The 18,435-nt window shown below is 67.1% G+C and carries 17 protein-coding genes; 10 read left to right on the top strand and 7 right to left on the bottom strand.

The features are described from left to right. Both BGO20_RS13695 and hemC read left to right on the top strand, forming a co-directional pair. The coding region (locus BGO20_RS13695; protein ID WP_299858123.1) for an aminotransferase-like domain-containing protein at nt 1–864 on the top strand (864 nt) is incomplete at its 5' end. 112 nt (nt 865–976) lie between these two features. Next, nucleotides 977–1,915: a hydroxymethylbilane synthase gene (gene hemC, locus BGO20_RS13690; protein WP_291664070.1), complete on the top strand. Its 939-nt coding sequence runs from the start codon at nt 977–979 to the stop codon at nt 1,913–1,915. 108 nt (nt 1,916–2,023) lie between these two features. Here the strand turns inward: hemC and BGO20_RS13685 are convergent, their stop codons facing one another. The 3 genes from BGO20_RS13685 to BGO20_RS13675 form a co-directional block, all read right to left on the bottom strand. Then, entirely contained in the window at nt 2,024–2,230 is a 207-nt protein-coding gene (locus BGO20_RS13685) for a hypothetical protein (RefSeq protein WP_291664071.1), read from the bottom strand. Nucleotides 2,231–2,657: 427 nt separating this feature from the next. Beyond that, entirely contained in the window at nt 2,658–2,951 is a 294-nt protein-coding gene (locus BGO20_RS13680) for a hypothetical protein (protein WP_291664072.1), read from the bottom strand. A 76-nt stretch (nt 2,952–3,027) separates the two neighbouring features. Then, nucleotides 3,028–4,041 (bottom strand): DNA topoisomerase IB, encoded by a 1,014-nt coding sequence (locus tag BGO20_RS13675; protein WP_291664073.1) that lies wholly within the window; start codon nt 4,039–4,041, stop codon nt 3,028–3,030. 186 nt (nt 4,042–4,227) lie between these two features. Between BGO20_RS13675 and BGO20_RS13670 the strand changes: the two genes are divergently transcribed. The 6 genes from BGO20_RS13670 (at nt 4,228) to BGO20_RS13645 (ending at nt 12,043) form a co-directional block, all read left to right on the top strand. Beyond that, the gene (locus BGO20_RS13670; protein ID WP_291664074.1) at nt 4,228–5,712 is read left to right on the top strand and encodes a M81 family metallopeptidase; all 1,485 of its coding nucleotides are present in this window, start codon (nt 4,228–4,230) and stop codon (nt 5,710–5,712) included. Nucleotides 5,713–5,757: 45 nt separating this feature from the next. After that, entirely contained in the window at nt 5,758–7,383 is a 1,626-nt protein-coding gene (locus BGO20_RS13665; protein ID WP_291664075.1) for an amidohydrolase, read from the top strand. Nucleotides 7,384–7,538: 155 nt separating this feature from the next. After that, nucleotides 7,539–9,128, top strand: a complete 1,590-nt coding sequence (locus BGO20_RS13660) for an ABC transporter substrate-binding protein (RefSeq protein ID WP_291664185.1) — start codon at nt 7,539–7,541, stop codon at nt 9,126–9,128. Nucleotides 9,129–9,299: 171 nt separating this feature from the next. Further along, complete coding sequence (locus BGO20_RS13655) at nt 9,300–10,235, top strand: ABC transporter permease (protein ID WP_291664076.1); 936 nt, start codon at nt 9,300–9,302, stop codon at nt 10,233–10,235. Nucleotides 10,236–10,243: 8 nt separating this feature from the next. Next, nucleotides 10,244–11,065: an ABC transporter permease gene (locus tag BGO20_RS13650; protein ID WP_291664077.1), complete on the top strand. Its 822-nt coding sequence runs from the start codon at nt 10,244–10,246 to the stop codon at nt 11,063–11,065. Between the two features lie 9 nt (nt 11,066–11,074). After that, nucleotides 11,075–12,043, top strand: coding sequence for a succinylglutamate desuccinylase/aspartoacylase family protein (locus BGO20_RS13645; RefSeq protein WP_291664078.1), 969 nt, complete (start codon nt 11,075–11,077; stop codon nt 12,041–12,043). A 13-nt stretch (nt 12,044–12,056) separates the two neighbouring features. Here BGO20_RS13645 and BGO20_RS13640 read toward each other — a convergent pair whose 3' ends face one another. Beyond that, complete coding sequence (locus BGO20_RS13640) at nt 12,057–12,353, bottom strand: hypothetical protein (RefSeq protein ID WP_291664079.1); 297 nt, start codon at nt 12,351–12,353, stop codon at nt 12,057–12,059. A 186-nt stretch (nt 12,354–12,539) separates the two neighbouring features. Then, on the bottom strand, nt 12,540–13,238 hold the full coding sequence (locus BGO20_RS13635; RefSeq protein ID WP_291664080.1) for a hypothetical protein: 699 nt from the start codon (nt 13,236–13,238) through the stop codon (nt 12,540–12,542). 52 nt (nt 13,239–13,290) lie between these two features. Between BGO20_RS13635 and BGO20_RS13630 the strand changes: the two genes are divergently transcribed. Next, nucleotides 13,291–13,473 (top strand): hypothetical protein, encoded by a 183-nt coding sequence (locus BGO20_RS13630; protein ID WP_291664081.1) that lies wholly within the window; start codon nt 13,291–13,293, stop codon nt 13,471–13,473. 134 nt (nt 13,474–13,607) lie between these two features. Next, nucleotides 13,608–14,729, top strand: coding sequence for a GGDEF domain-containing protein (locus BGO20_RS13625; protein WP_291664082.1), 1,122 nt, complete (start codon nt 13,608–13,610; stop codon nt 14,727–14,729). A 15-nt stretch (nt 14,730–14,744) separates the two neighbouring features. Here the strand turns inward: BGO20_RS13625 and BGO20_RS13620 are convergent, their stop codons facing one another. Both BGO20_RS13620 and BGO20_RS13615 read right to left on the bottom strand, forming a co-directional pair. Further along, on the bottom strand, nt 14,745–16,736 hold the full coding sequence (locus BGO20_RS13620) for an ATP-binding protein (RefSeq protein WP_291664083.1): 1,992 nt from the start codon (nt 16,734–16,736) through the stop codon (nt 14,745–14,747). Between the two features lie 8 nt (nt 16,737–16,744). Continuing rightward, on the bottom strand, nt 16,745–18,322 hold the full coding sequence (locus BGO20_RS13615) for an acyl-CoA carboxylase subunit beta (RefSeq protein ID WP_465246035.1): 1,578 nt from the start codon (nt 18,320–18,322) through the stop codon (nt 16,745–16,747). Nucleotides 18,323–18,435 lie beyond the last annotated feature (113 nt).

The following is an 18,435-nucleotide window of genomic DNA, read 5'->3' as shown; positions in this document are numbered from 1 at the left end:
GTCTGCCGCCTTCTGCTCCAGCCCGGTGATGCCGTGCTCGTCGACGATCCCTGCTATTTCAACTTCCGTGCCTTGCTGCGGGCGCATCAGCTGCGCTTGCTGAGCGTACCCTACACCCCGAACGGCCCCGATCTCGCAGCTTTCGAAAACGTCGTCGGTGCGGAACGGCCGCGCCTCTATCTCACCAACGCGGCGCTTCACAATCCGACCGGGGTGACGGTGTCGCCGCAGGTCGCCTACCGCATGCTCCGCGTCGCTGCCGCGCATGACATGATCATCGTCGAGGATGAGATCTTCGCGGATTTCGAGCCGGAGCCGTCGCCCAGGCTCGCCGTGCTCGACGGCCTGGACCGGGTCATCCGCATCGGCAGTTTCTCCAAGACGCTATCGGCCTCGGTCCGCTGCGGCTATGTCGCGGCCCGCCCGGACTGGATCGAGGGGCTCGTCGACCTGCAGATCGCCACCAGCTTCGGCGGTCCGAGCCCCATCGCGTGCGGGCTGATCGCCGACCTGCTCGCCGGCGGCGGGTATCGCAAGCATATGGAGGATGTCCGCCGCCGGCTTGCACGGGCCAGGCGCAGCGAGGCGGCGCGGCTGCAGGCGCTCGGCATCCGGCCCTGGCTGATGCCGCGGGGCGGCTTCTATCTCTGGTGCCGGCTGCCGGAGGGCGTCGATGCGGCGGAGCTGTCGCGCCTGGCGCTGTCCGAGGGCGTGGTGCTCGCGCCGGGGAACGTCTTCAGCGTGGGCCAGTCGGCCGGCGAGTTCATGCGCTTCAATGTCGCCCAGATGCAGGAGCAGCGGGTTCATGAGGTCTTGGAGCGGGCTCTTCGCAGGCTGCAGTCTTCGGAGCGCGCAGCGGAATGACGCCGGGTGGTGCTCTCGTCAGCGCCTCGGGCGGCTGATATAGCGGCGCGATACGACACCGGCCGCAGGCTTCGACGCGGCCGCGGACCAGACCGAGACGAAAGTTCAGCCGATGCATCTGAGGATTGGCACGCGCCGCAGCCCGCTGGCGATGGCTCAGACCAACCATGTCATGGGCCTGATCAAGGCGCGGTTCCCGCAGGCCGAGTTCACGCTGTGCCAGATCGCGACGATCGCCGACAAGGACCGCAAGTCGGAATTCCATCAGTTCGGCATGGTCGGCGTCTTCGCCATCGAGCACGAGCAGCAGCTCGTCAATCGCGAGGTCGACTTCGTCGTGCATTCGCTGAAGGATCTGCCGACGACCCTGCATGACGGCCTGACCCTCGCCTCGGTGCCGCCGCGCGAGGATCCGCGCGATGGCCTCTGCGGCACCACCCTGGAGGCCCTGCCGCAAGGAGCGCGTGTCGGCACCGGCTCGCTGCGGCGCAGGGCGCAGATCCTCAGCCTGAGGCCCGATGTCACCGTCGTACCGATCCGCGGCAATGTCGGACCCCGCCTGGCCAAGATCGATGGCGAGGACGGGCTCGACGCCGTGATCCTCGCCCATGCCGGGCTGAAGCGCCTGGGGCTCGACGGCGCCTCTTCGGAGGTTCTCGACCCGATGACCTTCCCTTATGCGGTGGGGCAGGGCGCGCTCGGCCTGGAAGCGCGGGCTGAAGACGATGCCGTCATCGCGGTGCTCAAGGCGATCGAGTGTCCCCAGGCGCGGGCGGAGGTCGAGGCCGAACGGGCCATGATGCATGCGCTGGGCGCGGGTTGCAGCCTGCCGGTCGGAGCTTGCGCGGAATGGCGGGAGGGAGACCTGACGCTGCATGCCCAGGTCACTTCGATCGACGGTGCCGAGCGTGTCGTCGCGGCGGAGAGCGGCGCGCCCGGTCAGGCGGCGCAGATTGGTATCGCGGCTGCCGAGGCGCTGAAGCAGCGCGGCGGCGCGACCATCCTCGAGACCAGCTTTCGCGGCTATTATCCGAGCTTCAAGAGCCTCTAGGGATTGCGGCCCTGCAGGGCCGGACACTGGAAGGCCCGGCCTCCGCAGGGAGGTCCGGGCCTTCGAATAGCCATCGCCGCATGCCTGCGGATGGCCGCCACCGAATGGTCAGAGCGTCTGCGCGATATCCCGATGACGGGCGGCGAAGCGCGCTGCCTCCTGCCGGAACAGCATCCATGCCGGTTGCGGGGTGTCATGTCCCGGCGCCTGCATCGACATGGTGAAGGGGCCCTTGTTCCCGGCCGGCTTGTCGGGGTCGATCCGGGCTGCGCGGCACATCGCCCGTGCGATCCGCTTGATCCTGTCCTCGTCCATCTCAGTCTCCGCCGCAAAACTCAGCAGCGGGGGAACGTCGAATCACGAGGGTCGGTTCCACGAGGTTGGAAAAATAAATTAGTCAATTATTACAGTCGCTTGAGAGATTATTCCGACGATACCCGGTCGGGACGCCGTCAAGTGGCTTCTGATGACGGGAGCAGTCGACGGAGCCCGCAGAGCGCCTTGCCTCGCACTCACGAACCGTGTGCACGTTTGGCGTTCGTCCCCCGGGCATCGTCGCTCTGGCGCACCTCTTCCTCATCCGGGTCGAAGGGCGGAGCCGGCCCCGTGGGGTGCTCCGATGCGGGCGATGGGCCAGGCCGCCCCTCCTCATGCGCTGATTGGCCCGGACGCTGAGGCGTGGCGATCGGCTTGGGAGAGACGGTGCGGTTGATCATGACTGAACTCCTTCCGTGATTGCCGGTCAGATCTTCGGCGGCAGAGAGCGGCGGTCGAAGACGGGCACCGTTTCGGTCGGCTCGTCGGGTGAGCCGCCGCTGGCGACGTCCTCGATCGCGTGTCTCAATGCCTCCTCGCTTTCGTTGAGGCCGTCGGCGGTCTCGTTCGCATCGCTCCCCGGGTCGTGGACGTCGGTGTGATCGCTCGCCCGGCGCCTGTCGACGGAGGGTGAGGCGGTGCCGGCTTCGGCGAGACGGGCTTCGCGCCGGTCGTCCCTGGCCGTGTTCGGATTGTCGTCGCGGTTATCGGCTTGCGTCATGGCGGCTCTCCTTGAGAGGGTTTTCGGAACCAAGCCCTGCGGGGGCGCCATTGTTCCGCCGCAGCCGTTGCGCTGGTCAGCCGGCGAGCCGGCCGAGCGCCCGCTCGATGCGCGAGCAATGGCCGCTGGCGCGCACCGTCTCATAGCTGCGTTGCAGCCGGCCGCTGGCATAGGCGTCGATGACGATGGCGTGCACATAGCTCTTGCGCACCACTGCGGGCGTGTTGACCAGCCGCTCGGAGATCGCGCGCATGATGTCTGCGAGCTGGCGTTTGCGGCCGGTTTCGCTGACCGCCTGCTCGCTGGCGAGCAGCAGTTCGGCGGCGGCGGCGTTGGCGGCGAGCATCCGCAGATCCTTGCTGCTCACCGGCTCGCCGCAGGCCGCTCGCAGGTAATTATTGATCTCCGCGGCACGGATCGGCGCGACGCTGCCGTCGTCGCGCTTGTATTGCAGCAGGCGCCGGCCTGGCAGGGCGGCGATGCGTGTCAGGGCGCGGCCCAGCGCCTTGTCCTCGATCGTACAGGCGATGTCCTTGCTGCTCTTGCCGCGGAAATGCAGCGCGATCCGCGCGCCTTTGACGTCGACGTGCCGCTTCAGCAAGGTCGAGGCGCCATGGCTGCCGTGGGCCCTGGCGTAGGTCTCGTTGCCGACGCGGATATGGCAGCGGTCGATGATGGCGGCGGCGCAGGCTAGCGCCTTGTCGCGGCTAAGCGGGCGGGCGCGCAGATCCTTCGCGATGCGGGCTCGCAGCTTCGGCAAGGCGGCGATCAGCCGGCCGAGACGCTTCAGCTTGCGGCGTTCCCGAACCCGCTCCCAGTCGGGGTGGTAACGGTGCTGGAGGCGTCCGGCTTCGTCATGGCCGACCGCCTGGAGATGCGCCATCGGATCGGAGGCGATGCGCACGTCCCGATAGGCCGGGGGGATGGCGAGCGAGCGGATTCGGGCCAGCGTCGCCTCATCCTTGACGGGCCGGTCCTCGACATCCCGATAGCTGAAAGAGCGGCCATGACGGACGCGGCGGATGGTCAGCTCGGCTGCCGAAACGCGGCGCAGGCGCTGGCGGCGGCCGGTGGTTCGGGAAGCGGTCATGGGCAGGGACTCGCGGAGCGTCGCGAGAGAATGCGCCAATGCCCAAGATGGTTCCGTCGAGTTCAGCATATTCACCGTCGCTGGACAAGCGACGGGATCTGCGAGCACGTATGCAGGGAAAATGGTGGCAATGCCGTAGGGGGCTTGCCAAAAATGTCAAAAAAATTGAGCGGGAGCGGAAAGTCGATGACGCGGCGGGTGCTGATAGCCGAATTCATGCATGAGACGAACACCTTCAGTGTTCAGCTCACGGACGAGGCTACCTTCAGGGCCCACGGCGCCTATCGCGACAACGAGATCCCCAGTGCCTTCCGCGGCACGCGGACCTCGATGGGGGCGGCCTTCGAGGCGGCCGACCAGTTCGGTTGGAGCCTCGTCCATCCGCTGGTGACCGGCGCCAACCCGTCCGGCCGCGTCACCAATGCCGCCTTCGACCTCTTCGCCGGCCAGATCGTCGATGCCGCCTCGGGCGTCGACGGCGTGCTGCTGCATCTCCACGGTGCGATGGCGACGGAAAGCTCGGATGACGGCGAGGGCGAGCTGCTGGCGCGCCTGCGCAAGCGCATCGGACCCGATGTTCCTGTCGTCGTGGTGCTCGATCTGCATGCGACGGTGACAGAGCTGATGGCCGACAACGCCAATGCGCTGATCTCCTACCGGACCTATCCCCATATCGACCAGTACGAGCGGACTTGGCAGGCGGCCGAACTGCTGCAGCGCGCGATGAAGGGCGAGATCAAGCCCAAGGTCGCGCTCGCCCGGCGCCCCATCCTCTACGCGCTCGATGGCGGCCGCACCACCTCGCCGCCCTTCCTCGAATTGCTGCGCCGTGGCGATGCGCTGGAAGCCTCCGGCGATGCGCTGGTCGTCAGCGTCCAGGCCGGATTCTCCTCGGCGGACGTCCACGATATCGGCCCCTCGATAGCGGTCACGGCCGATGATCGCAGCAAGGCTCAAGACATCGCCGAAGAGCTGATGGACTATGCCTGGGAGCAGCGCCGCTTCTCCTCGATCCATTTCACGCCGCTGGTCGAAGCGATCACCCGCGCCAAGGCCGGTGAGGTCGATTCTGGCAAGCCCGGCTACAAGCCGCTGGTAATCTCGGACTACTCGGACAATCCCGGCTCCGGCGCCTATGGTGACGCCACCAGTCTGCTGCGCGCCGTGCTGGCGGCGAAGCTGAAGAATGTCGGCTTCCATGCGATCTGTGATCCCGAGGCGGCGCTGGCCGCCCAGGCGATCGGCGTCGGCAATCGCGGCCGGATCAAGCTCGGCGGCAAGGTTGATCCAACGATGGGCGGCGGGCCGCTCGATCTCGACGCCCATGTCGTGGCGCTGACCGACGGCCATTTCATCTGCTACGGCCCGATGGCCGGCGGCACCTGGCGCAATTATGGGCTCTCCGCGCTGCTGCGGGTCGACGACGTCGAGATCATCGTCATCACCCATAACGGCCAGGCGACCGACCTCGCCCAGTTCACCTCGCTCGGCGTCGATCCGACCCGGAAATCGACGCTGATCGTCAAGTCGATGCAGCATTTCCGCGCGGCCTTCGAGCCGATCGCGCGCGAGGTGCTGGAGGTCGATACCGGCGCGCTCTCGACCCGCAATTTCAAGGAGCGGCCCTACAAGAAGGTCCGCCGCCCGATCTTCCCGCTCGACGATATCTGACCGCCGCTCTCAGGAGCCGCGACGACTGGACTTGAGGAGAACACCATGGCGATTCAGGCCGATATCGTATTGCGCAACGGGCCGATCTGGTGCGGCCGCGAGGAGGGCGTCGTCGAGGCGCTGGCGATCTTCCGGGACAAGGTCCTGGCCGCCGGCAGCGATGCCGAGATCAAGCCGCTGATCGGGCCGAAGACCCGCGTGATCGACCTCAGGGGCCGGCTGGCGACGCCAGGCCTCAACGACTCGCATCTGCACCTTGTCTCGCTCGGCATGACCATGGGCTGGGTCGATTCGAAGCCCGAGGCCGCACCGACTCTGGACGCGCTGCTCGACGCCATCGCGACCCGCGCCGCGACGCTGAGGCCCGGTGAATGGGTGCTCTCGCGCGGCTATGACCAGACGAAGCTCGATGTCGGCCGCCATCCCTATCGCGAGGAACTCGACCGCGCGGCGCCGAACAATCCGGTCATGCTGGTCCGCACCTGCGGCCATGTCGCCATCTGCAATTCGCAGGCGCTCAAGCTCGGCGGCATCGACGAAATGTCGCCGACGCCGCAGGGCGGCCTGATCGAGCAGCAGAACGGCCGTCTGACCGGCCTGCTCGCCGAGAACGCCCGCGCGCCCGTCCAGGCCGCGATCCCGCCTGCGACGGAGGAGGATATCATCGCCGGCATCGAGCGCGGCGGGCAGTATCTGCTCTCGCTCGGCATCACCAGCTGCATGGACGCCGCCGTCGGCCAGAAGGGCGGCTTCCGCGAGATCGCCGCCTATCACCGTGCCAAGCGCGACGGCCGCCTGCCGGTCCGGACCTGGCTGACCTTGCTCGGCGACGACGGCCGCTCGATCGTGCCGGAATGCCATGCGGCCGGCCTCATTTCCGGCACCGGCGACGAGATGCTGATGATCGGCGGCGTCAAGCTCTTCCTCGACGGTTCGGCCGGCGGCCGCACCGCCTGGATGACCGAGCCCTATCTCGGCGAAGACAAGACCACCGGCGTCTGGATGTGGGAGGATGCCGAGCTCGAGCGCATGGTGCTCGATGCCCACAAGAAGGGCTACCAGCTCGTCTGCCACGCCATCGGCGATGCCGCGATCGAGCAGCTCATCACGGCCTATGAGAAGGCGCTCGCCGCCTATCCCGACCCTGATCGGCGCCACCGTATCGAGCATTGCGGCTTCTCGACGCCCGCGCAACACGAGCGCATGGTCAAGGCCGGCATCTATCCTTGCCCGCAGCAGGTCTTCATCCATGATTTCGGCGACGCCTACATCAAGGTGCTCGGGCCGGAGCGGGCGCTGCCGAGCTATCCGTTCCGTACGTGGATCGATCTCGGCCTGAAGCCGGCGACGGGCAGTGACGCCCCGGTCTGCGACCCCAATCCCTTCCCGAATTTCCACACCATGCTCACCCGCAAGACCTGGAAGGGCACGGTGATGGACGCTGCGCAACGCGTCTCGATCGAGGAGGCGCTGCAGGCCTATACCGAGTTCGGCGCCTTCTCGCAGAAGCAGGAGACCGTGAAGGGCCGGCTCGTACCGGGCTTCCTCGCCGATGTCGCGGTGTTCTCGCGCGACCTGTTGACGGCCGATCCGGCCGCTATCCTGGAGGATACGCGCTGCGATCTGACGATCCTTGGCGGCGAGGTCGTCTATGAGCGCGAAAAGAGCTGACGGCGGAGCGAGGACGCCGGCCAAGGTCGACCGACTGCCAAAAAAATGAGCAGGAGGGGGAAGACAGCACCGGCAAAGCCGGTATGGTTCCACTTGGAAGTAAACCAATCCGGATCAGCCGGAGCAGAGGGAAACAGGGAGGAATAGACGTGTTGTTGAAGAAATTTGCCTTCGCCACGGCGTTGACGCTGGCGGCTTTTGCCACGCAGGCGCAAGCCCAGGAACCGCGCCATGGCGGCACCATCCGCTTCACGGCGCCCTATGGCGCGTCGTTCGTCAGCAATGACAGCCATGTCTCGAACCAGATCCAGGACGAGATCTACGGCTATGCGCTACACGGCATGCTGTATCGCTGGGACGCGAAGGCGGGCAAGCCGGAGCTGGAGCTGGCCAAGAGCGTCTCGGTCTCGCCGGACGGGCTGACCTACACCTTCAAGCTGCGCGACGACGCGCTCTTCCACAACGGCCGCAAGATGACGGCCGACGACATCATCTGGTCCTACAACCGGATCATGGACGGGTCGAAGAACTACCCCGGCGCGCGCTACGTCGCCCGCATCAAGGGTGCGACCGAGGTCCAGAAGGGCCAGGCCAAGGAAATCTCCGGGCTGAAGAAGATCGACGACTTCACCCTCGAGATGACGATGACCGACAAGGTCAATCCGGGCTTCCTGTTCTACAGCGCGACCACCGCCATCCTGCCGGCCAAGGAAGCGCAGCAGCCGGGCTTCTTCGACAAGCCGATCGGCCTTGGCCCGTTCAAGTTCGTCGAGCACGTTCCCGGCTCGCGCATGGTCTTCGAGAAATGGGAGAAGTACTACAAAGCCGGCAAGCCCTATGCGGACAAGCTCGTCATCGTCCCGATGGGCGAGGCGGCCGCGCGCGACGTCGCCTTCCGCAACAAGGAGATCGACGTCTCGATCCTCGGCTCGTCGCAATACGTCGCCTACAAGGCCGACCCGAACCTGTCGAAGGGGCTGCTCGAGGTCGCCGAGGTCTTCACCCGCAACATGGGCATGAACCCGACGTTCAAGCCCTTCTCCGACAAGCGCGTGCGCCAGGCGATCAACTATGCGATCGACAGCGATCTGATCATCAAGCGGCTCGTGCGCGACAAGGCCTATCGCGCCGTGAGCTGGCTGCCGCTCTCCGTGCCGGCCTTCGACAAGAACGCCAAGCCCTATGCCTACGACCCGGAGAAGGCGAAGAAGCTGCTGGCCGAGGCCGGCTATCCCGACGGCTTCGAGTTCGAATGGACCGCGACGCCGAACGAGAGCTGGGGCATCCCGATCGTCGAGGCGACGATCCCGATGCTCGCCAAGGTCGGCATTAAGGTGAAGGTCAAGCCGGTCGAGACTTCGGCGCTCGGCGGCGTCATCGCCAAGGGCGACTTCCAGGCCTATATCTGGTCGAATACCTCCGGCCCGGATGCGCTGACGCAGCTCAAGTGCTTCTATTCGGCGACGCCGCGTTCGTCCTGCAACTACACCACCTTCAAGAACGCGGCCTATGACAAGCTGATCGACGAGGCCTCCGCCGAGAACGACCCCGACAAGCAGCTCGCGATCCTGCGGAAGGCCAATGCCATGCTGCAGGACGAGGCGCCGGTCTGGTTCTTCAACTACAACAAGGCGGTGATGGCTTATCAGCCCTGGCTGCACGGCCTGCAGCCCAATGCGACCGAGCTCGCGTTGCAGCGTTACGAGGACCTCTGGGTCGACGCTTCCTCGCCGGCTGCGAAGTAGTCTTCCGGCCACGAAAGTGCGCGCCGTCATCCCGGACGGCGTCCGCGGGGCCGGACGGGATCCATCCGAACCATTGCGGCATGGATCCCGGATCGCCGCCCCGCCCGGGATGACAGTGAGCCAGCCATTGCGACCCCGGCATGCCGCCGAGGTCGCAATCAGGAGCGTCTCATGTTGCCTTATGTCTTCCGCCGGCTGCTGCAGGCCATACCGATCCTGCTGGCGGTCGCCGCCCTGATCTTCGTGCTGTTCAGCGTCATTCCCGGTGATTTCGCGACGAGCCAGATGGCTGACGGGCGCACCAATGTCGATGCCGAGACGATTGCGCGGATGAACGAGCAGTTTGGCCTCAACAAGCCCCTGCCGGAACGGCTCGCGAAATATATCGGCGGCCTTGCCACCTTCGACCTCGGCGATTCCTTTCGCACGCGCCAGCCCGTCACGGCGCTGATCGGCGAGCGGCTTTGGCCGAGCCTCCAGCTGGCCATCGCGGCAATGCTTTTCGCGGTCGTCGTCGGCGTGCCGCTCGGCTTTCTGGCCGCACTGCGGCCCGGAAGCTGGGTCGATATGCTGTCGATGGTCTTTGCGGTCTCCGGCCTGTCGCTGCCGATGTTCTGGCTCGGGCTGCTGCTGATGTACGCCTTCGCCTTGACGCTCGGCTGGTTCCCCAGCTTCGGCTATGGCGACGGCGACCCACGCTACATCGTGCTGCCGGCGGTCGCGCTCGGCGTCTCGCCGCTGGCGCTGCTCGCCCGCACGGCCCGTGCCGCCGTGCTGGAGGTCATGCACGCCGATTTCATCCGCACCGCGCGCGCCAAGGGCTCCGGCTCGTATCGCGTGCTCCGCTGGCACGTGCTGCGCAACGCGCTGGTCATCGTGCTGACGACGCTCGGCCTGCAGTTCGGTTCCGTGCTCGGCCAGGCGGTCGTGGTCGAGAAGCTCTTCGCCTGGCCGGGACTGGGCTCCCTGCTGGTCGACAGCGTGACCTGGCGCGACATTCCGGTCGTGCAGGGCTGCATCCTGACCATCGTCCTGTTCTTCCTCGTCGTGAACATCGCCGTCGACGTGCTCTGCGCCGTCGTCGATCCGCGCATCAAGTACAGCTAGGCTCAAGCATGAAGTTCCGTGCCAATCTCTGGATCGGCGGCGCCTGCTTCGCCGCGGTCGTCATCGGCGGCGTCCTCGCCCCCTGGCTCGCCCATTCCGACCCTGTCATGGGCGCCGACCTGATGAACGCCGAGCTGCCCCCGGGTTCCGACTTCTGGTTCGGCACCGACGCCCAGGGGCGCGACATCTACAGCCGCGTGCTTTATGGGGCCCGCATCTCGCTGACGGTCGGCATCGTCTCGCAACTGATCAACACCGTGATCGGGGTCGCCTTCGGGTTGAGCGCAGGCTACTGGGGCGGCTGGTGGGACGATTTCGTCAACGGCCTGACGAACATGATGCTCGCCATCCCGTCGCTGATCTTCGCGCTGGCGATCATGGCGATCCTCAGCCCGGGGCTGACCAGCCTGTTGATCGCGCTCGGCCTGACGAACTGGTCGTTCACCTGCCGCCTGACCCGGGCCGCGACGCTCTCGGTCAAGCAACTCGGCTATGTCGAGGCGGCGCGGTCCCTTGGTTACGGCACCTTCCGGATCATGCTGACGCAGATCCTGCCCAACGTCGCCGGGCCCATCATCGTCATCGGCACGCTCGGCATGGGCGGCGCGGTGCTGGCGGAGGCTGCGCTGTCCTTCCTGGGACTCGGCATCCGCCCGCCCTTTCCGAGCTGGGGCTCCATGCTTTCCGATGCCCGGGACCAGATCTCGACCGCGCCCTGGATCTCGGTCTTTCCCGGGCTCGCCATTTTCCTCACCGTGCTCGGCCTCAATCTGTTAGGGGACGGCCTGCGCGACGTTCTCGATCCGCATTCCCAGCTTCGCAAAGCCTGACATAGACCGATGCCGACCCAACAGACGCCCCAAGACCAGATCGACCCGCCGCTCGAGACCATCCGCTTCCACGGGCTGAAGGCGGGGCCGAAGCTCCTCGTCTTCGGCGCCGTGCATGGCAACGAGACCTGCGGGCCGAACGCGATCGCCCGCGTCGTCGACGACTGCCGCGCCGGTCGGGTCAATATCGCGCGCGGCGAGGTCACGTTCCTGCCCGTCGCCAATCCCAAGGCCTACCGCCAGAACACCCGCGAGGGTGACCGCAACCTCAACCGCGACCTGCGCGTGCGGCCGCAGCCGGTCGACAACGAGGACCGGATCGGCAACCGGCTGACGGCCCTGCTGGAGCAGCACGACATGCTGCTCGACGTTCATTCCTTCACCGGGGAGGGCGTGCCCTTCGTCTTCTTCGGCCCGGAGGACAACCGCGGCTCGCTCGAACCCTTCCGCCACGCCGCAGCCGAAATCGCCTTCGCCGGCTGCCTCGGCGTCGAGCTGATGATCCATGGCTGGCTCGACATCTATGTCCGGCTGATCGCGGCGCGCGAGCGCCTGAATCTGCCGCGGCTCGCTGTTACCGAGGGCTTCGGTACGACCGAATATATGCGTTTCGCCGGCGGCTATGGCGTCACCCTCGAATGTGGCCGCCACGACGATCCGGCCTCCGTCGAGGTCGGTTACCGGGCGATCCGCAACGTGCTTGCCCATCTGGCGCTGACCGACGAGGCGCCGCCCGCTCCGGCGAAGCGCACCGTCGTCCACATGGACGACCTCGTCATCTGCGAGGTGGAGGGCGACCGGGTCGAAGGCTCCTGGAAGACGGGCGACCGCGTCGCCAAGGGCACGCCGATCGCCCGTCGTGCCGACGGCACGATCGTGACCATGCCGCGCGACGGCTTCATCATCTTCCCCAATCCCAAGGCGAAGCCCGGCGAGGGCATCTGCTATCTGGGCGTCGAGAGCGGCCGCGCGGCCTGACGGAAACCTGACGCTACTGGACGATGCCGCGCTTGTTGCCGAAGCCGGGGATGTAGCAGCCGCAGCTCGAGCCGTAGGGTAGCGGCGGCGTCGGGCAGTCGCCGCGCCCGGTCACGCACAGATTGCCATAGGCGGGGCGGTAATGGCGCCGGCCATAGCCGTAGCCATAGGGCGGAGCCGGTCGCTCGTAGTCATCGTCATAGGATGGCGGCGGACGCCGATAAGGGTCGTAGTACTGGGCGCTTGCCGGCAAGGCGGAGAGCAGCAGCGTGCCGAGCATGGCTGGCAGGAGGAGCTTGCGAGGTGACATGGCGCTTCCTTTCCGCCGCTCCGCCGGGGAGATGCCAGCGCGAAGTCGAAGGTTATTCTGGTCGTGCGGAGGTGAACGAGGGCTGATCGGAAAGCAGGAAAAACGAGGCGGTGCCTGCCGCCGTCATGCACCTGCGCCGGTTCGCACGAGGAGGTGCCGCTACGCCTCCCGGCCCTCCGATTGCCGTTAGCCGGCCGGGGCGGCGCGGCTCAGATCGATCTGCTTCTGCAAGCCGAGCAGCAGGTTGACCGAATCGATCGGCGCCAGTCCGGTTTCCTTCGTCCTGCGCCAGCTTCCGGAAGCGGTCGCAAGAAGGCCGTTCCCCAGCGCGCGCTGGTATTCGAGGCCGATGTTTTTCTGGTCGGAGCGGGCATCGAGACCGACATAGTCGTCGGTCTTGCGCCGGGCGATCAGGCTCACGGCGTTGCGCTCGTCGATCGTCGCCGTCACCTTCGCCTCATGGCTCGTCACCAGGTCGATGGCCGTGAAGGGTAGCGTCGTGTCCTCGACGGGGCGATTCGAGGCGAGCTCGAGCGCGAAGCGACGCCAGGGCAATTTGAGCTTCACCGTGTAAAGCAGGCGTTCGACGGTCTCGAACTCCTTGTCCGGGAAGGCGGCCCGGAACGGCGAAAGCGAGCCCTCCAGCGTGGCGTTGCCAAGCATCGTCGAGAAAAACAGGTTCGGCTGGAGCCGGTAGTGGCCGCGGCGGAGGCCGATATAGTCCGCCCCGTCGACGAAGCGCACTTGCGCCGCGCTGAACGACAGGCCGATCACGGTCCGTGCGCTCTTCCAGGCGATGCCGGTCGTTCCCGAAAGCGTCGCGAAGTTCTCGTTCCACGGCAGGAAATCGCCAAGATTGAAAACGTTGCGCTCGTTCAGGGCCATGATGCGCGCGTCCGGCCGTGGCGGTTCCCTGTTGGGCGGGGTTCTGGCCCCCGTGACAGCGGCCGTCTCCGGCGTGCAAGTCACTGCGCTGAACAACGTCAGTGTCCTGAGCGGCAGCCCGATCGCCAGCGGCAACAAGCTCGGCGTCGTCGCTCCGGTCAGGGCCATCGTCGGCAGGAACGGCCTCGTCGGTGGCCTGCTGGGCGGAGTCGGACACGGCTGCGGCTGCAACTGAACCGGGGCGGGGAGGGGAATGCCGCGGGTTTCCCCTCCATCTCTATCGCAGCGGGAGTTTTCGCTAAAATGCACCGTCCGGTGCAGACGGAGTTTTAGCGGCTGCGTCGTACAGCCCGGCCCATGCATCTGCTGATGAGGCCGCGCAAACGGGCACCGCACCTCCCGGCCGAGATCGAGATCGAGATCATCTCGCGTCTCTTCGCGGCACTGCCGCAAATCCTCTGTATCGCTGCCGGGTTGATCATCGGCTCGGCCATCATGGCGGCCCAGACCGGTCGATGGGTGTTCTGGTGGATCGCGATCGCTGGTGTCGCCACCACCGCGGCGCGTGTCGTCAACATCCTCGGCTTCAAGCGACGCGAGCCGAAAGGGCGACTGACGCTCGCGGAAGCGCGGCGCTGGGAGGCGGGCTACGCCTACACGGCCTTCGCCTTCACGCTGGTCATCGCGGCGCTGACCGTTACGGCCGCCTGGCTGCATCACCCCGGCGGCTTCGTTCTGAGCCTTGGCCTGACGATGGCGCTGACGGCGGGCTCCTATCTGCGCACCCTGCGCTATTGGATCTGTGCCGGGCTCTCGACGATCGCGGTCGGGACGCAGGTCGCGGCGTTCTTGCTGAGCGGCGACGCCCTCTATCAGGCGCTCAGCATCCTGCTCGGGGTCTATCTCTATTCGATCTACGAAAGCTCGGACTACATCATCGGCCAGTTCGAGGAGCTGCTGATCATTCGTCGCGATCTCGATTTTGCCGCGAGCCATGATCCGTTGACCGGCCTGGCCAATCGTCGCGGCCTCGAGAAGGTACTGCAGCAGGCGCGCGAGGCGGACGAGCGCCTCGGGCTGCTGCTGATCGACCTCGACGGATTCAAGGAGGTCAATGACCGCCACGGCCATCACGCCGGAGACGACCTGCTGAAGCAGGTTGCTGCGCGCCTGCAGGCGATGGTGCGGCCGGGCGATCTGGTGGCGCGTCTCGGCGGCGACGAATTCGCGGTTGTCGTCAGGGGCAGCGCCGACCCGGCGGCCCTGTCCGGCATCGCGGAGCGTGCGGTCTCGCTGATCAAGGCGCCGTTCGTCATCATCGGCCAGGTCGTCACGGTGGGCGCCAGCGTCGGCATTTCCGTGCCGTCCGCCGCGGTTTCCACGAATTGGACGGTGGAGAGCCTGACACGCTCGGCCGACGAGGCGCTCTACGGCGCCAAGCGCGCCGGAAAGGGCCGCAGCATGATCGCGCAGTGGGACGACGTGGCCTGAGCCACCGCTTCCCGCTCAGGCGGGCGCAATGGCGATAAGCACATCGCCGGCCGCCGCGGTCATGCCGGGCTTCGCCGCAACGCGCGACACCGTGCCGGTCACGGGGCTCTTGAGCTCCATGAAGAGCTTCATCGATTCCAGCACGGCGACGACCTGTCCCGCCACGACGCTGTCTCCCTCCGTCACATGGATGGCGGCGACGGTGCCCGGCATCGTCGTCCGCACCGAATCGCCGGCGCCCTGGCCGGTTTCGCGCGCGGCCGCCGCGGCCACGACCGCCAGTCCGATCTCCATGCGCCCTTCGAAGGCACCCCAGCGGAGATCGACGCCAGCCTCGTCGCGTACCGCGTCGACCGCGAGCCGCCGTCCCTCGTGCATGACGGGCCAGCGGGTGGAGTCGCCTCCCGCGGCGGCGCGGATTTCCGTTTCTCCGCCGTCGTCCGTGACACGGAAGAGGTTGCCGAGGCATTCGACCTTGATGTGACGCGCCTGCTGGCCGGCATGGCAGATCGCCAGGTGGCTGGCCGCAGGCTTGCCTGCGGCTCCCAGCAGCCGGAAGTCGGTCAGGCTGCGCCATGGGTCGCCCGTCGCCGGCCTGGCGCCCGCCAGCCAGATCGCTGCCGCGACCGCCTCCCGCTGGCGCGGGTCGGAGCCGCTTGATTGCCAGCCTTCCGGCCAGGTCTCGCCGATGAACAGTGTCGTCGCCTCCCCCCGGGCAAACACCGGCTCGCGCAGCGCATCCACCAGGAAGGGCCGGATCGTCGCCGGTCCCAGCACCGTCATGCGGTCGAGCCCGTCCGCCAGTCGCCGCCGTGCCGTATCCCGGTCGGGGCCGTGGGCGATGACCTTGGCGAGCATCGAATCGTAGAATGGCGACACGATGCTGCCGGTCGCGACGCCGCTGTCGACGCGCAGGCCCTCCGGCTCGCGCCAGAGCGCGATAGTGCCGGTATCGGGCCGGAAGCCTTCGTCGGCCCGTTCTGCCGTCAGCCGCGCCTCGATCGCGTGGCCGGTGCAGGTGATCTCGTCCTGGCCGAGCGGCAGCGTCTCTCCGGCGGCGATCCTGATCTGCCATTCGACCAGATCGAGTCCGGTGATCGCCTCCGTCACGGGATGCTCGACCTGCAGCCGCGTGTTCATCTCGAGGAAGAACACCTCCTGCGTCGCGGCATCGACGAGGAACTCGACCGTGCCGAGATTGTCGTAAGAGATGGCGCGAGCCAGTTTCAGGGCGTGCTCGTGCAGCGCAGCCCGCGCCTCGGGCCTGAGATTGGGAGCAGGCGCCTCTTCCAGCAGCTTCTGGTTCGAGCGCTGTACCGAGCAGTCGCGCTCGAACAGATGGACGATGTTGCCGTGCCGGTCGCCTGCGACCTGCACCTCGACATGGCGCGGCCGCGTCACGAATTTCTCGATCAGCAGGCGTCCGTCGCCGAAGGCGGCCTCGGCTTCACGGCTCGCGGTGGCTATTGCCGCGTCGAGATCGGCCTCCACCTCGACCTTGCGGATGCCCTTGCCGCCGCCGCCCGCCGAGGCCTTGACCATGACGGGCAGGCCGATGCGCAGCGCCTCGCGCTTCAGCGTCGTGGGCGACTGGTCGGCACCGTCATAGCCGGGCACGCCCGGAACCCCGGCCTCCCTCGCGATCTGCTTGGAGCAGATCTTGTCGCCCATCGCTTCGATGGCACTGGCGGAGGGGCCGACGAAGGCGATGCCGTTCGCCTCGCACGCCGCGATCAGGTCGAGCCGTTCCGACAGGAAGCCGTAGCCCGGGTGGATCGCCTGCGCGCCACTCCTTAAGGCTGCGTCGATGATGCGGTCGGCACGCAGATAGGAGTCGCGCGCCGGGGCCGGGCCGATATGCACGGCCGTGTCGGCGAGCCGGACATGCAGCGCATCGGCGTCGGCCTCGGAATAGACCGCAACGGTGCGGATGCCGAGCTTGCGGCAGGTGCGGATGATGCGGCAGGCGATCTCGCCGCGATTGGCGATCAGAAGGGTGTCGAACATGGCGTCGCTCACATCCGGTAGACCGGCCGTGGGCCGGTGTCGCGCGGCTCGCCCGCCGAAAGGGCGAGGCAGAGGCCCAGCACGTCGCGCGTCTGCGCCGGCTCGATGATCCCGTCGTCCCAGAGCCGCGCGGTCGCATAGTACGGGTCGCTCTGCTCCTCGAACTGGGCGCGGGTGCGCCGGTCGAGCTCGGCGATGGCGGCCTCGTCGGCCGCGCCCTTGAGCGACTGCCGGCGCAGCTCCGTCACCACGGTCGCCGCGACCTCCGGGCTCATCGTCGCGATCCGGGCATTGGGCCAGGAGAACAGGAAGCGCGGCCGGAAGCCGCGCCCGCACATGCCGTAATTGCCGGCGCCATACGAACCGCCGATCAGCACGGTGTATTTCGGCACCCGCGCATTTGAGACGGCATAGACCAGCTTGGCCGAATGCTTGGCGATGCCGCCGCGCTCGGCTTCCGTGCCGACCATGAAGCCGGTGATGTTCTGCAGGAAGAGGAGCGGGATCTGGCGCTGGTCGCAAAGCTCGATGAAATGCGCGCCCTTGATCGCGCTTTCCGAGAACAGCACGCCGTTATTGGCGAGGATGCCGACCGGATAGCCGTGGATATGCGCGAAGCCGGTGACCAGCGTCGCGCCGTAATCCGGCTTGAAGGCATGGAAGGCGCTGTGGTCGACCATGCGCGCGATCACTTCGCGCACGTCATAGGGCCGGCGCAGGTCGGTCGGCACGATGTCGACCAACTCGGCCGGGTCGAGCTTCGGTGCGGCGGGAGCCTGCGGCGGCGGTGCGATCCTCCCGATCTCGCCCAGTCCGCCGACGATCTCGCGCAGCTTGGCGAGCCCTTCCATCTCGGTCAGGGCAAGATGATCGCTGACGCCCGAGACGAGCGAGTGCATCTCCGCCCCGCCCAGCGTCTCGCCATCGACGATCTCATGGACCGCCGCCTTCACGATCGGCGGGCCGCCGAGATGGATGCGGCCGGTACCCTTCACCATGATGACCTGGTCGGAGAGTGCCGGGATATAGGCGCCGCCGGCTGTCGCGCCGCCGAAGACGATCGAGATCTGCGGGATGCCAGCCGCGGACATCCGGCACTGGTTGTAGAAGGAGCCGCCGAAATGGTCGCGGTCGGGGAAGACGCGGTCCTGCTCCGGCAGGAAGGCGCCGCCGCAATCGACGAGGTAGAGGCAGGGCAGGCGGTGCTCCTCGGCGATCTCCTGGGCCCTGAGGTGCTTGCGCACCGTCTCTGCGAAGAAGGAGCCGCCTTTCACCGTCGCGTCGTTGGCGATCAGCATGCAGGCGCGGCCCTCGACGATGCCGATGCCGGTGACGATGCCCGCGCCGGGCACCTCATTGCCATAGAGCCCCCAGGCCGCCAGCGGCGACAATTCGAGGAAGGGCGTCTGCGGGTCGAGCAGGAGGTCGATGCGCTCGCGCACCATGATCTTGCCACGGGATTCGTGGCGGGCTCGCAGCTTCTCGCCGCCGCCCTGTGCGACGAGACCATGGCGCTCGCGCAGCGTCACCAGCATGGTGGAAAGCGGGGGAGGGGTGGCGCTTTTTGCTTGTTCGATCTCGATCATCGGCCAACCCCATCGTCATTGCGAGGAGGCGAAGCCGACGAAGCAATCCAGGAGTCACAGGGCGAAGCGTTTTACCCAGTCTCCCTGGATTGCTTCGCTGCGCTCGCAATGAC

This window comes from Allobosea sp. 67-29, assembly GCF_001898115.1.
In the GTDB taxonomy this organism is placed as follows: Bacteria; Pseudomonadota; Alphaproteobacteria; order Rhizobiales; family Beijerinckiaceae; genus Allobosea.
The sequence above is the reverse complement of the archived record's forward strand: the minus strand, read 5'-3'. Positions and strand labels throughout refer to the sequence as shown.